The sequence below is a fragment of the Streptomyces sp. SID12488 genome (assembly GCF_010548275.1).
In the GTDB taxonomy this organism is placed as follows: Bacteria; Actinomycetota; Actinomycetes; order Streptomycetales; family Streptomycetaceae; genus Streptomyces.
Genome location: NZ_JAAGLT010000005.1, coordinates 266,625 through 278,654, shown reverse-complemented (window position 1 = coordinate 278,654; position 12,030 = coordinate 266,625). Strand labels below are relative to the sequence as shown.

Here is a 12,030-nt window from a genome sequence, read left to right as displayed (position 1 = left end):
TACCCGTCCCATCCTTCTGGGGCTCCGCCCCAGACCCCGCTCCTCAAACGCCGGAGGGGCTGGATATTCAGCCCGTCCGGCGTTTGAGGACGAGGCCCCTTCAGGGCCGAAGCGGGGGTCTGGGGGCGCAGCCCCCAGGAACAGGACGGGACGGGTAGGGGCTGCGGGGGCGAGCCGCATGTCAGGCGGTCGGTGTCAGGACGATCAGCGCCGTGCCCGCCTCCACCTGCGCGCCGGGCCTGGTCAGGATTTCGTGGACCACCCCTGTTATCGGGGCGTGCACCCGGGACTCCATCTTCATCGCCTCCAGGGCCAGGAGCGGCTGGCCCGCTGTCACCTCGTCGCCCGGCGAGACGTTCAACTGCCATACCGATGCCGCGAATTCGGCCTCGATGAGGTGGCCCCCGGCCGGGATCGTCACCTCGGGGGAAACAGTGGGGGGTGCCGTTGCCGCCTCCGCCCTCGTGAACTCGCCTGCCGCCTCCCACGCGTCCCGTTCCGTCGAGAACGCCGCGCCCTGACGGGTGCGGAACTCCGCGATCGACTCGGCGTTCTCCGTCAGGAACTCCTCGTACTCCGCCAGGGAGAAGACACCCTCCTCGATGCGGGGGACGAAGCGGCCCGAGGTGATGTCGGCGCGCAGGTCGAGGAGTTCGTCGGGCTCGACGGCGTACCACTTGATGCGGTCGAAGAACCGCAGCAGCCACGGGGAGCCCGGTTCGAACGCGCCGCGCTGCTGCCAGCCCGACCACACCTGGGTCGTACGGCCGACGAACTGGTAGCCGCCGGGGCCCTCCATGCCGTAGACGCAGAGGTAGGCGCCGCCGATGCCCACCGAGTTCTCCGCCGTCCAGGTGCGGGCCGGGTTGTACTTCGTCGTCACCAGGCGGTGGCGGGGGTCCAGCGGGGTGGCCACCGGGGCGCCCAGGTAGACGTCTCCCAGGCCCAGCACGAGGTACTCGGCCTCGAACACCGTGCGGTACACGTCGTCGACCGAGTCCAGACCGTTCACGCGGCGGATGAACTCGATGTTCCAGGGGCACCAGGGCGCGTCGTCGCGGACGCCCGCCATGTAGCGGGCGATGGCCTCGCGGGTCGCAGGGTCGTCCCAGGAGAGGGGGAGGTGGATCGTGCGGGAGGGGACCGTGAGGCGGTCCGCGGGAGGCAGTGCGGTCGCCGTCTGCCTTATCGCGGCGAGCAGTTCCGGTTGGGGGAGCAGGGCCGGGTCCGCCTGGATCTGGAGGGAGCGGATGCCCGGTGTCAGGTCCGTCACCCCGTCGAGGTCCAGCTCCGTCACCGCCTCCATCAGGGCGTGGACGCGCATCCGGAGGGCCAAGTCGAGCTGCATGGGCCCGAATTCGACCAGCAGGTTGTCGTCGCCGCTGCGGCGGTACGTGATGTCGCCGTCCCGGGCCAGTACGCCCCCGTCGACAATCGCCGCCCGCCGTACGCCCGTTGTGTCCACCGGTGCGAAGCGGACCGTGTCGCCTGGGCGCAGCTGGCCCAGTTTCCAGCGTTCCGTGCTGAGGACGGTGGCCGGGCACACGAAGCCGCCGAGCGAGGGGCCGTCCGGGCCCAGCAGGACCGGCATGTCGCCGGTGTAGTCGACGGCGCCCACGGAGTACGGCGTGTCGTGGATGTTGGACGGGTGCAGGCCCGCCTCGCCACCGTCCGTGCGCGCCCAGCGGGGCTTGGGACCGACCAGCCTTACGCCCGTGCGGGCCGAGTTGAAGTGGACCTTCCAGTCGGCCGCGTAGAAGTCGTGGATGTCCTCCTCGGTGAAGAACTCCGGTGCCGCGTGCGGGCCTTCGACGGCGCCGATGTGCCAGGGGGACGCGAACTCCGGGCGGTCGGCCGGTGTGACCGGGGCCCCGGTTGTTGTCGCCGTTCCGCCGTGCAGGACGTCGCCCGTGCGCAGTGCCCGGCCTCCGTGCCCGCCGAACCTGCCCAGCGTGAAGGTGGCCGCGCTGCCGAGGAACGGCGGCACGTCCAGGCCGCCGCCCGCGAACAGGACGTACGTCCGCAGGCCCTGTTCCGTCGGGGCGCCGATCGCCAGGACGGCACCCGCGGGTACCGTCACCGGCTCCCACTGCGCGACCGGCGTGCCGTCCAGCGTGACCGGCGCCGGGGCCCCGGTCACGCACACCGTCGTGGGGTGCGTGAACCTCAACGACGGTCCCTGGAGGGTGCATTCGAGGCCGGGGGCGCCCTCGTCGTTGCCCAGGGCACGGTTGCCGAGGCGGAACGAACGGTCGTCCATCGGGCCGCACGGAGGCACGCCGACCTGCCAGTAGCCGGTGCGGCCCGGCCAGTCCTGGACCGTGGTGAGGGTCCCGCCGGAGACGACCTCGATGCGCGGGGTCGGATCACTCACCCCGGTGAGGGTCGCCGTCGAGTGCGTCGCGGAACGGAAGTCGCGGTTCGCCAGGGCCGCCTGCACCAGCCCGAGGTTCGTCTCGATGCCGTCGACCCGGGTTCGGGCCAGCGCCTCGTCGAGCCGACGCAGCGCGTGCTCCCGGTCGGCGCCGTACGCGATCACCTTCGCGAGCATCGGGTCGTACGACGTGGTCACCTCGGTGCCCGTCTCCACCCAGCCGTCGACCCGCACCCCGCCAGGGAACTCCACCCGAGTCAACAGACCCGCGCTGGGCCGGTGTTCGCGCGAGGGGTCCTCGGCGTAGACGCGGGCTTCGACGGCGTGACCTCGGGGGGTGCCCGGGTCCTGGACGACGTTCCGCTCGCCGCGGGCCAGCCGCAGCATCCAGGCGACGAGGTCGACGCCGTAGATCTCCTCCGTGACCGGATGTTCCACCTGGAGCCGGGTGTTGACCTCCAGGAAGTACGCCTCCTCGCGGGCGGCGTCGTACACGAACTCCACTGTTCCGGCGGAGCGGTAGCCGACGGACGCGCACAGCGTGCGTGCGGAGTCGGCCAGTTGGGCACGCACATGGGCGGGAAGCCCGGGTGCCGGGGCCTCCTCCACCACCTTCTGGTTGCGGCGCTGGAGCGAGCAGTCGCGGTCGCCGAAGGTGACGACCCGGCCCTCGCCGTCGCCGAAGACCTGCACCTCGACATGGCGGGCGCGTTCGACGAGCCGCTCCAGGAAGACTCCGGCCGAGGAGAAGGAGGCGGCGGCGACGCGCTGCACCCGCTCCCAGGCGTCGGCGAGTTCGGCGGCCGAGGCGCAGGCGGACATGCCGATGCCGCCGCCCCCGCCGGTCGCCTTCAGCATCACGGGATAGCCGATGACGGCGGCCCGTTCGTACGCCTCGTCGAGGGAGGCCAGCAGCCCTGTGCCGGGTGCGAGGGGCACTCCTGCTGCCTCGGCCGCGGCCCGGGCCGTGTGCTTCGCGCCGAACAGTTCCAGCTGCTCCGGCGTCGGCCCCACGAACACGATCCCGGCGTCCTCGCAGCGCCGCGCGAAGTCGGCGTCCTCGGACAGGAATCCGTACCCGGGATGGATCGCCCCGGCGCCCGTCTCCTTGGCCGCCGCCAGCACCAGGCCGGCGTCGAGATACGACTCCTTCGCGGGCGCCGGACCGAGCCGTACCGCCTCGTCGGCGAGCCGGACGTGCGGGGCGGAGCGGTCGGGGTCGGAGTAGACCGCGACCGTGCGCAGGCCCAGCTCCCGTGCCGTACGGATGATGCGCACGGCGATCTCGCCCCGGTTGGCGACCAGCAGCGTGTCGAAGGTCATTCCGGCCCCGCCTCGGTGATGGTCATCTCTACCTCGGTCGGGTCGAAGCCGTTGCAGGGGTTGTTGATCTGGGGGCAGTTGGAGACGAGGACCAGGACATCGCGCTCGGCGCGGAGCGTGAGTGAGAGTCCCGGCGCCGAGAGACCGTCGACTATGCCGAGCGTGCCGTCCTTCTCCACGGGCACGTTCATGTACCAGTTGATGTTGGAGACCAGGTCCCTTTTGCCCAGGCCGTGTCGGGCGCCCTCGGCGAGGAAGTTGTCCACGCACGCGTGCTGCGACCAGGTGTGGTGGCCGTACCGCAGGGTGTTCGACTCCTTGGAGCAGGCGCCGCCGACCGTGTCGTGCCGGCCGACGTCGTCGGCGACCACGGTCATCAGGGGCGTGTGCTCGTTCGACATCAGGACACTGCCCGTGGTGAGGAAGATGCCGCCCTGCGCGTGGATCGTGTCGGGCGCGCTGTAGCGCACGGAGGTGTCGTGGGCGTCGTACACGAGGCAGTCGACGGCCTGGTTGCCGTGCAGGTCGGTGATGGTCAGCGTCCCGCCCGCGCGTACGACCGACGACCAGGCGGCGCGGGCCGGAACGACGGCCTTCCGGACGTTCGGCTGGACGATCGGCGTGCTCATGCGAGCCCCCTCGCGGCAAGGAATTCGGCGGTGTTCAGGAACGCGCGGCGGCCCTCGGGTGTGGCCTCCCACAGCGGATCGCCGGGGAGGGTCGCCCCGGCGCGCCAGGCCAGCACCTCCAGGGGGGTGCTGACGTAGTCGTCGCGCGGGTCGGCGGGGTGCGGGACGTTCGCGATCAGCACCGTGACGTCCTGCTCGGCGCGCAGCGTCACACTGCCGCCCGGTCCGGCCGAGCCGGTGAAGTCGAGGGCGCCGTCCTCACGTACCTCCACGCCCTGGAAGAAGGAGAGCGACGGCGGCAGATCGCGCGGCTGGAGGCCGTTCTTGGCCGCCGCCAGCTTGAACAGCTCACGGCCGGCGGGGGACGGCGACTGCGGGGTGCCGTCGCCGTACCGGCCGGTGTTGCGTACGAGGGTCGAGGTGCCGCACAGCGCGTCATGGCGCCCGGAGGTGTCGGTGATCAGCGAGGCGAGGACACGGCCCTGGTCGGACAGCAGCAACTGCCCCTCGCCGAGGTAGGCGTTCCACTGGACCTTGACCGTGTCGGCGACGTTCAGCCGCTCCCAGGGCCGGTCCGCGGCGAAGAGCAGCAGATGGGCGCAGGCGTCGCCGCGCAGGTCGGTCAGGCGCAGCTCGGTGCCGCGGGCCAGTACCCGGTGCGTGTAGTTGCCGCCCGCCACCGTCTCGGCCCACACCAGATGGCCCGCCGCGCAGGGCGGAGCGGGCCAGTCGGCGGCCGGGACGACGGGCATGGCCTCGGCCCGGGCGCCCTCCTGGGCACGGGCGTGGTCGCGGGCTCCGTACGTGGTCGATGTCCCCATCGGGGGTCCTCCGGCTCCGAAGTCGTACTGCTTCTGCTTCTCGTACTGCGTCTGGTTACTGCGTCTCGTGGTGCTTGCGCCTGTCCTGCCGCCTAATTTCTGTCGCGCGACAGAAATTAGGCGGAGGGCGAGACACTGGAATTGCCCGGGTGTTGCCACCTGGTTACCGATTGCTCACCGAGATCATCGGACCGGGCGGTATGCGAGGATCGAACACATGGGAACGACGGGTGGGCCGGGCGGACGGCGGGTCGGCAGGCCGCGCGTCTCGCAGCGGCCGGACAGCGGGCTCACCCCACGGGCCGAACTGCTCACCGCGGCCGCCGATTTGTTCACCACCCGCGGCTACGCGGCCACCACCACCCGGACCATCGCCGAGCGGGCGGGGATGCGCCAGGCGTCCATGTACCACTACGTCTCCGGCAAGGAGGAGCTGCTCGCCGAGCTCCTGGAGTCCACCGTCACCCCTTCGTTGACCTACGCCCGCGGGCTGCTCGCCGACGACGTGACCCCGGCCGAGGGCCGGTTGTGGGAGCTGTGCCGCACCGACGTCGAGTTGCTCTGTGGCGGCCCGCACAACCTCGGCGGCCTCTACCTGCTCCCCGAGGTGCGCGCCGAACGCTTCGCGGGCTTCCATGCGGTGCGGGCCGAACTCAAGGACACCTACCGGCAGTTGCTCGCCGCGACGGCTGCCGGGGGCGCGCTCGCCAAGACCGAGCTGGACCTGCGGACGGATCTGCTCTTCGGGCTCATCGAGGGGGTCATCCTCGTGCACCGCTCCGACCCCGAGCGCCCGGTCTCCGTCTTCGCGGAAGCCACGGCGGACGCGGCGCTGCGCATCGCCGGTATCTGAGGGCCGTGGCGGCCTCCGAGGCTTCCGGAGGCCCGTGTTCACCCGTCACGGTGAGTGGTTCTCGTACGCCCGTATGTAGTGACGCAGTGTGTGCGATTGCATCCGCAGCGTGTAAATGGGCTGAGGTTACTCCACTTACGGGGGGCATTTCCGAGGGTTGCCGAATATGACACGGCGTTGATCCCGTCGGACTAAGCTCGCCCGCAGCGCACCGAGTTGGTATGTATTCGTGCGCTTGTTCCCAAAAAATACCGAAGATCCAGACAATCCCCAGACGTACCCCACAGCGAGCTCCCCCAACCCAGCCGATTTTTCTCAGAGGGCATACATGGTGAGTGTTCAATCGCCTCCCGGTGGCCGTGAACTTCCCTACGCGCGCGTGCTGTTGCTACCCGCCATAGCGATGGCCGGGGCGACCGGAGCCGCCGTCGCCCTGGTGACGGGGCCGGCCCGCGCCGCCGTCGGCTGGTGCGGAGTCATCGCCACGGTCCTGGTCGTCACGGTCGCCGCCGAAGTGGTACGCCGCGGCCGTACCGTCCGTACCCTGCGGGCCGAGCACGCCCGTCACACCGCGTATCTGGAGCGGCGCATCGCCGCCCACGACGAGGACTTCGACCGGCTGGGCAAGGAAGTCCTGCCGTACGCGCTCCGTCGGCTGCGCGGCGCCGGTTCACCCACAGAGGTGATTCGCCAATTCGGTCTGCCGGACTCTCCGTACCGTGAACTCCCGGTAGCGCAGCGCAAGCTGCTGACCCACGTCCTGGAGATCATCGACCGCGAGGATGCCATGCGGGACGGCGCGCAGCGCGCGTTCGTCAGCATCGCCCGGCGCGTTCAGGCGATCGTCCACCAGCAGGCCAACGAACTCCGGGAGATGGAGGAGGACCACGGCCGCAACCCCGAGGTCTTCGACGACCTCCTGCGTATCGATCACGGCACCGCGCTGATCGGCCGCCTCGCCGACTCCATCTCCGTGCTCGGCGGCGGCCGGCCCGGACGCCAGTGGCCCCAGCCCGTCGCGCTGTACAGCGTGCTGCGCGGCGCGATGTCCCGGATCCTGGAGTACCGCCGCATCGAGCTCGCCTCCATCGCAAAGGTCAACGTCGACGGCAACTCCGTCGAACCGCTCATCCACGCGGCGGCCGAACTCCTCGACAACGCCACGCGCTACTCGCCGCCCCACACCAAGGTCCACGTCACCGCGACCGAGGTGCAGACCGGCATCGCCATCGAGATCGAGGACGCCGGCGTCAGCCTCAGCGAGGAGGCCCGCAAGCGTGCCGAGGACATGATCGCCCGCGCCCAGGCAGGCTTCGACCTCAACGACCTCGGCGAGTCCCCGCGCCTCGGCATGGCGGTCGTGGGCCGCCTCTGCGAGACGTACAGGATGCAGATCTCCCTCCGGCAGTCCGCGTACGGCGGTGTCCGAGCGGTACTGGTCGTGCCCACCGAGATGCTCACCAGCGACCCCGCCCCCGGGCTCGCCCACGGCATCGGTGCCACCGCCGCGCCCAAGATCGAACTCGGTGCGCTGGAAGGTCCCAAGCGCCCGCCCAAGAAGCGCCGCCCCACGACCGGCCCGCGAATCCCGGCCTCCGTCTCCATGGAGGACGACGTCCCGGAGGTCACCGAGTGGACCGAGAACGGTCTGCCGCAGCGCCGCAGCCGGGTCAAGACCCCGCTCAGCGAGCGGTACGCCCGGTCCAGGGCCGCCGAGGCCGAGATGGACGCCGACCCGGAGCTCCGCAAACTGTGGGAGCCCGAGCCGCAGAAGAAGGAAGAAGAACCGCTGCCGGGCCTGTGGGTCGAGGCGTTCATGGAAGGCCTCAAGGGCGACCCGGACCCGACGGCCTTCACCAGGAACCCCGACGACCCGACGACGTTCTCGGGTCACCCCGACGACGCGGTCGACTTCACAGGGTTCCCTGCCGCCGGCTCCAGGGCCCTCGACGGCCACCCGGACGACCGGGCGGCCTTCGGCGGCCACCGGGAAGACCCGACCGCAGCCAGCACCAACCAGCAGCCGGCCCATGCCGAGGCCGACGACGAGGGGGACCTCAAGTGATCTCGCAGCGAGCCAACTTCGACTGGATGCTCAAGGAGCTCGCCGACGGCGTTCCCGGTATCCAGCAGATCGTGGTGCTCTCCGCCGACGGCCTGCGCATCGCCCGCTACGGGGGCGACCCCGACGCCGCCGACCGTGTCGCAGCCGCCTGCGCGGGCCTGCAGAGCCTCGCGGGCGCCGTCGCGCACGAGATCCCGGACAGCGACGGCACCATGCGCATGGTCATCATCGAGGTCAAGGGCGGCTACTTCTACCTGATGGCCGCCGGCCCCAACGCCTACCTCGCGGTCCTCGCCAACGTGATCGCCGAACCCGGCAACATGAGCAACCACATGCGCGACCTCGTGGTCCGGATCGGAGCTCACCTCACCAGTCCGCCCCGGCGGAACGGGCAGACCGTATGACTCCTCCGCAGCGCCGGCGGCGCTACCCCACCAAGCAGGAACCTCCGACGGAGCCCCACTACGAGAGCGCGGCGGCCACGGAGGGCACGGAGAGCAAGACCGGGAAGCGCAAGAACCCGGAACGGCTCTATGTGCTCACCGGCGCGACCGAGGGCGGCGAGCGAGCCTCCCTCGACCTTGTCACGTTAATCGTGGCGTGCGCCGAGCCCCCGCCCTCCGCCCCACCGGAGCAGTCGGCGCTGCTCCGCCTGTGCAAGGCACCCCTGTCCGTGGCCGAGCTCTCGGCCTACCTCAACCTGCCGTTCAGCGTGGTGACCGTCCTGCTCACCGAGCTGCTGACGGCTGAACTGGTCCAGGCGCGCGACCCGCTCATCAGCCAGTCGCTCGCCGACCGTTCCCTCCTCGAAGCGGTGATGCATGGACTTCAAAAGCTCTGACTCCATCACAGGTCCACGGACCGAGGACCGCCTGCCGCAGACCACCCAGGCCGCGGTGAAGATCGTCATCGTGGGCGGGTTCGGCGTCGGCAAGACGACCATGGTCGGCTCGGTCAGCGAGATCAGGCCGTTGACCACCGAAGAGACCATGACGCAGGCAGGCATCGGCGTCGACGACAACTACGGCTCCGATTCGAAGACCGCCACCACCGTGGCCATGGACTTCGGCCGCATCAGCATCACCGACCAACTGGTGCTGTACCTGTTCGGCACCCCGGGCCAGGAACGCTTCTGGTTCCTGTGGAACGGCCTGTTCGAAGGCGCCCTCGGCGCGGTCGTCCTGATCGACACCCGGCGCCTGGAAGTGAGCTTCGACGTCATAGGGCGCCTGGAGGAGCGAGGTGTGCCCTTCGTCATCGCGGTCAACTCCTTCCCGGACGCGCCCCGTTACCCGGTCGAGGACCTGCGCTCGGCCCTCGACCTGGCGCCGGAGATCCCCATCGTGGAATGCGACGCACGCCGCCGGGCCTCCAGCCGCGACACGCTCATGACGCTGATGCGCTTTCTGCACTCGCTGGAGATGACGAAGGCGCCTGTCTGAGGGCGGCAGTTCACCACCCGGCACACCATCAACTCTTCTGACACCGGATCCACCTCAGTTTCGGAGCGATCACTGTGACGCCTGAACCCCACTCCCTGACCGACACGGACGACACCGCCCTCAGCCCGCCCCCCGGCTGCCCCGCCCACGGCACCGGTCCCGGTGGACTGCGCCGGCTGTACGGCCCCGAGGCCGAGGACCTGGGAGCCGTGTACGAGAAACTGCGGGCCGAGCACGGCGCGGTGGCCCCCGCGCTGCTCCACGAGGACGTGCCCATCTGGGTGGTGCTCGGCCACGGCGAGAACATGCACATGGTGCGGACCCCCTCGCACTACTGCAAGGACAGCCGGTTGTGGACACCCATGCAGGACGGCACGGTCAAGCCCGACCACCCGCTCATGCCGCACTTCGCCCGGCAGCCCATCTGCTGCCACACCGAGGGCGAAGAGCACCTGCGGCTGCGCGGCGCGGTCACCGGCGCCATGTCGACCATCGACCACCGGGGCATCCGCCGCTACATCAACCGCTCGACCCAGCACCTCGTCAACCAGTTCTGTGAGGAGGGCAGCGCCGACCTGGTCAGCCAGTTCGCCGAGCACCTGCCGATGGCGGTGATGTGCGAGATCCTCGGCATGCCCGAGGAGTACGGCGACCGGATCGTGCAGGCCGCCCGCGACATGCTCAAAGGCACCGAGACCGCGATCGCGAGCAACCAGTACGTCATGGACGCCCTGATGCGCCTCACCGCCCGCCGCCGGGCCGAGCCCAGGGACGACTTCACCAGCCACCTCATCAACCACCCGGCGGGGCTCGACGACGAGGAGATCGGCCAGCACCTGCGCGTCGTCCTGATCGTCGCGTACGAGAGCACCGCCAACCTCCTCGCCAACGTACTGCGTGAGGTGCTCACCAACCCGGGGTTCCGTGCTCAGCTCAACGGCGGCCAGATGACCGTGCCCGAGGCGGTCGAACAGTCCCTGTGGGACGAGCCTCCGTTCAGCACTGTCTTCGCCTACATCGCCAAGCAGGACACCGAGCTGGGCGGCCAGCGCATCCGCAAGGGCGACGGCCTCCTCCTCGGTATGGCACCGGGCAACGTCGACCCGCGTGTCCGCCCCGATCTTGAGGCCAACATGCAGGGCAACCGCTCCCACCTCGCGTTCAGCGGCGGCCCCCACGAGTGCCCGGGCCAGGACATCGGCCGCGCCATCGCCGACGTCGGCGTCGACGCGTTGCTGACCCGTGTTCCGGACATCCAACTCGCCTGCGGGGAGCACGAGCTGCGCTGGCGGTCGTCCGTCTCCACCCGGCACCTGGTGGAACTGCCGGTGAAGTTCGCGCCGAAGCCCCCGCAGGAGGTCATGGAGCGACCCGTCGTCAGGCCGATGCCGTCGCAGCGTCCGCACAACTGGCAGGTCAGCACGGAACAGCCACAGCCACAGCCCGCGGCTCCGGAACCCGCGATCCCGGCCGGCGAGCCCGCGCCGGCACCGGCGCCCGAAACGGCCCGCCGGCCGGGGGTGTTCCGGCGTCTCCTGCGCTGGTGGCGCGGCGACTGAACCGACCGGGGCGCCGGTGCTATCCGGCCCAGTCGGCGTACGACGACCAGGCCCGCAGCACACGCGAGCTGACGAAACGGTGCTCGCGCCCCGTGACCGGATCGGTGAACTCCAGGACCCGCGCCAGCAGTTGGAGCGGACTGCGGAAGTCACCGGCCGCCACGGGGCCGCGGACTTCCGGATAGAGGGGATCGCCGAGAATCGGCACTCCCAACGCGCTCATGTGCACCCTCAGTTGGTGCGTCTGCCCGGTACGCGGCGTCAGCCGGTACCGGGCACGCTCGTATCCGTGCTCCAGCAACTCGATCCGGCTGACGGCATTGGGCTCGCCCTCGACCTCACGGGCCTGCATGACCCCGCGCTCTTTGACGATCCGGCTGTGCACGGTGCGGGGCAGGGCCAGCGTGGGATCGTACGGCGCCACGGCTTCGTACTCCTTCGCCACCAACTTGTCCCGGAACAGCGACTGGTACGCGCCTCGCTCCTCGGGTCGCACGGTGAACAGCACCAGCCCGGCCGTCAGCCGGTCCAGCCGGTGTGCCGCGCCCAGAGTCGGGATGCCCAGCTCCCGCCGCAGCCGCGCCAGGGCCGTCTCGGCGACATGGCTGCCGCGCGGAGTGGTGGCCAGGAAGTGTGGCTTGTCGGCCACCACCACGTGCTCGTCCCGGTACAGGACGTCGACCGCGAACGGCACCGGCTCCTCGTCGCGCAGCTCCCGGTGGAACCACACGAACATCCCCGGCACGTACGTCATGTCGCGCGGCACCGGATGCCCGGTGACGTCCACGATCTGCCCCGCGTCGAGCATTCCGTCGATCACCCCGGCCCCTGCCGCGAGCCGTGCGACGAGATGGTCCCGCACGGTCGCCCACGCGTCCCCGGCCGGCAACCGCACCCGCACCGGATCCACCCCGTCGCGCTGCGGCAGGGGGGAGGGCGGGAGCGGGGTACGGCGTCTCATCAC

General features: G+C 70.6%; 10 protein-coding genes. 6 read left to right on the top strand and 4 right to left on the bottom strand.

Features of this window, described 5'->3' with window-relative positions; genetic code table 11:
- Positions 1–181 precede the first annotated feature (181 nt).
- The 3 genes from G3I56_RS11175 to G3I56_RS11165 are packed head-to-tail and all read right to left on the bottom strand — an operon-like array spanning position 182 to position 5,147.
- Positions 182–3,697, bottom strand: coding sequence for a 5-oxoprolinase/urea amidolyase family protein (locus G3I56_RS11175; RefSeq protein WP_164408746.1), 3,516 nt, complete (start codon positions 3,695–3,697; stop codon positions 182–184).
- Positions 3,694–4,326 (bottom strand): urea amidolyase associated protein UAAP2, encoded by a 633-nt coding sequence (locus tag G3I56_RS11170; RefSeq protein WP_164408745.1) that lies wholly within the window; start codon positions 4,324–4,326, stop codon positions 3,694–3,696. The genes G3I56_RS11175 and G3I56_RS11170 overlap by 4 nt, the downstream gene beginning before the upstream one ends.
- On the bottom strand, positions 4,323–5,147 hold the full coding sequence (locus G3I56_RS11165) for an urea amidolyase associated protein UAAP1 (protein WP_164408744.1): 825 nt from the start codon (positions 5,145–5,147) through the stop codon (positions 4,323–4,325). The genes G3I56_RS11170 and G3I56_RS11165 overlap by 4 nt, the downstream gene beginning before the upstream one ends.
- Before the next feature lie 217 nt (positions 5,148–5,364).
- Here G3I56_RS11165 and G3I56_RS11160 point away from each other — a divergent pair, with 217 nt between their 5' ends.
- The 6 genes from G3I56_RS11160 to G3I56_RS11135 all read left to right on the top strand — a co-directional run bounded on the left by G3I56_RS11160 (position 5,365) and on the right by G3I56_RS11135 (position 11,066).
- Complete coding sequence (locus G3I56_RS11160) at positions 5,365–6,000, top strand: TetR/AcrR family transcriptional regulator (RefSeq protein WP_164408743.1); 636 nt, start codon at positions 5,365–5,367, stop codon at positions 5,998–6,000.
- 328 nt (positions 6,001–6,328) lie between these two features.
- The gene (locus tag G3I56_RS11155; protein ID WP_164408742.1) at positions 6,329–8,065 is read left to right on the top strand and encodes a sensor histidine kinase; all 1,737 of its coding nucleotides are present in this window, start codon (positions 6,329–6,331) and stop codon (positions 8,063–8,065) included.
- The gene (locus G3I56_RS11150; RefSeq protein ID WP_164320580.1) at positions 8,062–8,469 is read left to right on the top strand and encodes a roadblock/LC7 domain-containing protein; all 408 of its coding nucleotides are present in this window, start codon (positions 8,062–8,064) and stop codon (positions 8,467–8,469) included. The genes G3I56_RS11155 and G3I56_RS11150 overlap by 4 nt, the downstream gene beginning before the upstream one ends.
- Positions 8,466–8,906: a DUF742 domain-containing protein gene (locus G3I56_RS11145; RefSeq protein ID WP_164408741.1), complete on the top strand. Its 441-nt coding sequence runs from the start codon at positions 8,466–8,468 to the stop codon at positions 8,904–8,906. The genes G3I56_RS11150 and G3I56_RS11145 overlap by 4 nt, the downstream gene beginning before the upstream one ends.
- Complete coding sequence (locus tag G3I56_RS11140; RefSeq protein WP_164408740.1) at positions 8,887–9,507, top strand: ATP/GTP-binding protein; 621 nt, start codon at positions 8,887–8,889, stop codon at positions 9,505–9,507. Before G3I56_RS11145 ends, G3I56_RS11140 begins: the two co-directional genes overlap by 20 nt.
- A gap of 74 nt (positions 9,508–9,581) precedes the next feature.
- Entirely contained in the window at positions 9,582–11,066 is a 1,485-nt protein-coding gene (locus tag G3I56_RS11135; protein ID WP_343239917.1) for a cytochrome P450, read from the top strand.
- Positions 11,067–11,085: 19 nt separating this feature from the next.
- Here the strand turns inward: G3I56_RS11135 and G3I56_RS11130 are convergent, their stop codons facing one another.
- Complete coding sequence (locus tag G3I56_RS11130) at positions 11,086–12,027, bottom strand: RluA family pseudouridine synthase (protein ID WP_164408739.1); 942 nt, start codon at positions 12,025–12,027, stop codon at positions 11,086–11,088.
- Between the last annotated feature and the right edge of the window lie 3 nt (positions 12,028–12,030).

Excerpts from the sequence above, each read along its gene's own strand:
- G3I56_RS11175 (WP_164408746.1), bottom strand. The coding sequence starts at position 3,697 with ATGACCTTCGACACGCTGCTGGTCGCCAACCGGGGCGAGATCGCCGTG.
- G3I56_RS11170 (WP_164408745.1), bottom strand. The coding sequence starts at position 4,326 with ATGAGCACGCCGATCGTCCAGCCGAACGTCCGGAAGGCCGTCGTTCCG.
- G3I56_RS11165 (WP_164408744.1), bottom strand. The coding sequence starts at position 5,147 with ATGGGGACATCGACCACGTACGGAGCCCGCGACCACGCCCGTGCCCAG.
- G3I56_RS11160 (WP_164408743.1), top strand. The coding sequence starts at position 5,365 with ATGGGAACGACGGGTGGGCCGGGCGGACGGCGGGTCGGCAGGCCGCGC.
- G3I56_RS11155 (WP_164408742.1), top strand. The coding sequence starts at position 6,329 with ATGGTGAGTGTTCAATCGCCTCCCGGTGGCCGTGAACTTCCCTACGCG.
- G3I56_RS11145 (WP_164408741.1), top strand. The coding sequence starts at position 8,466 with ATGACTCCTCCGCAGCGCCGGCGGCGCTACCCCACCAAGCAGGAACCT.
- G3I56_RS11140 (WP_164408740.1), top strand. The coding sequence starts at position 8,887 with ATGGACTTCAAAAGCTCTGACTCCATCACAGGTCCACGGACCGAGGAC.
- G3I56_RS11130 (WP_164408739.1), bottom strand. The coding sequence starts at position 12,027 with ATGAGACGCCGTACCCCGCTCCCGCCCTCCCCCCTGCCGCAGCGCGAC.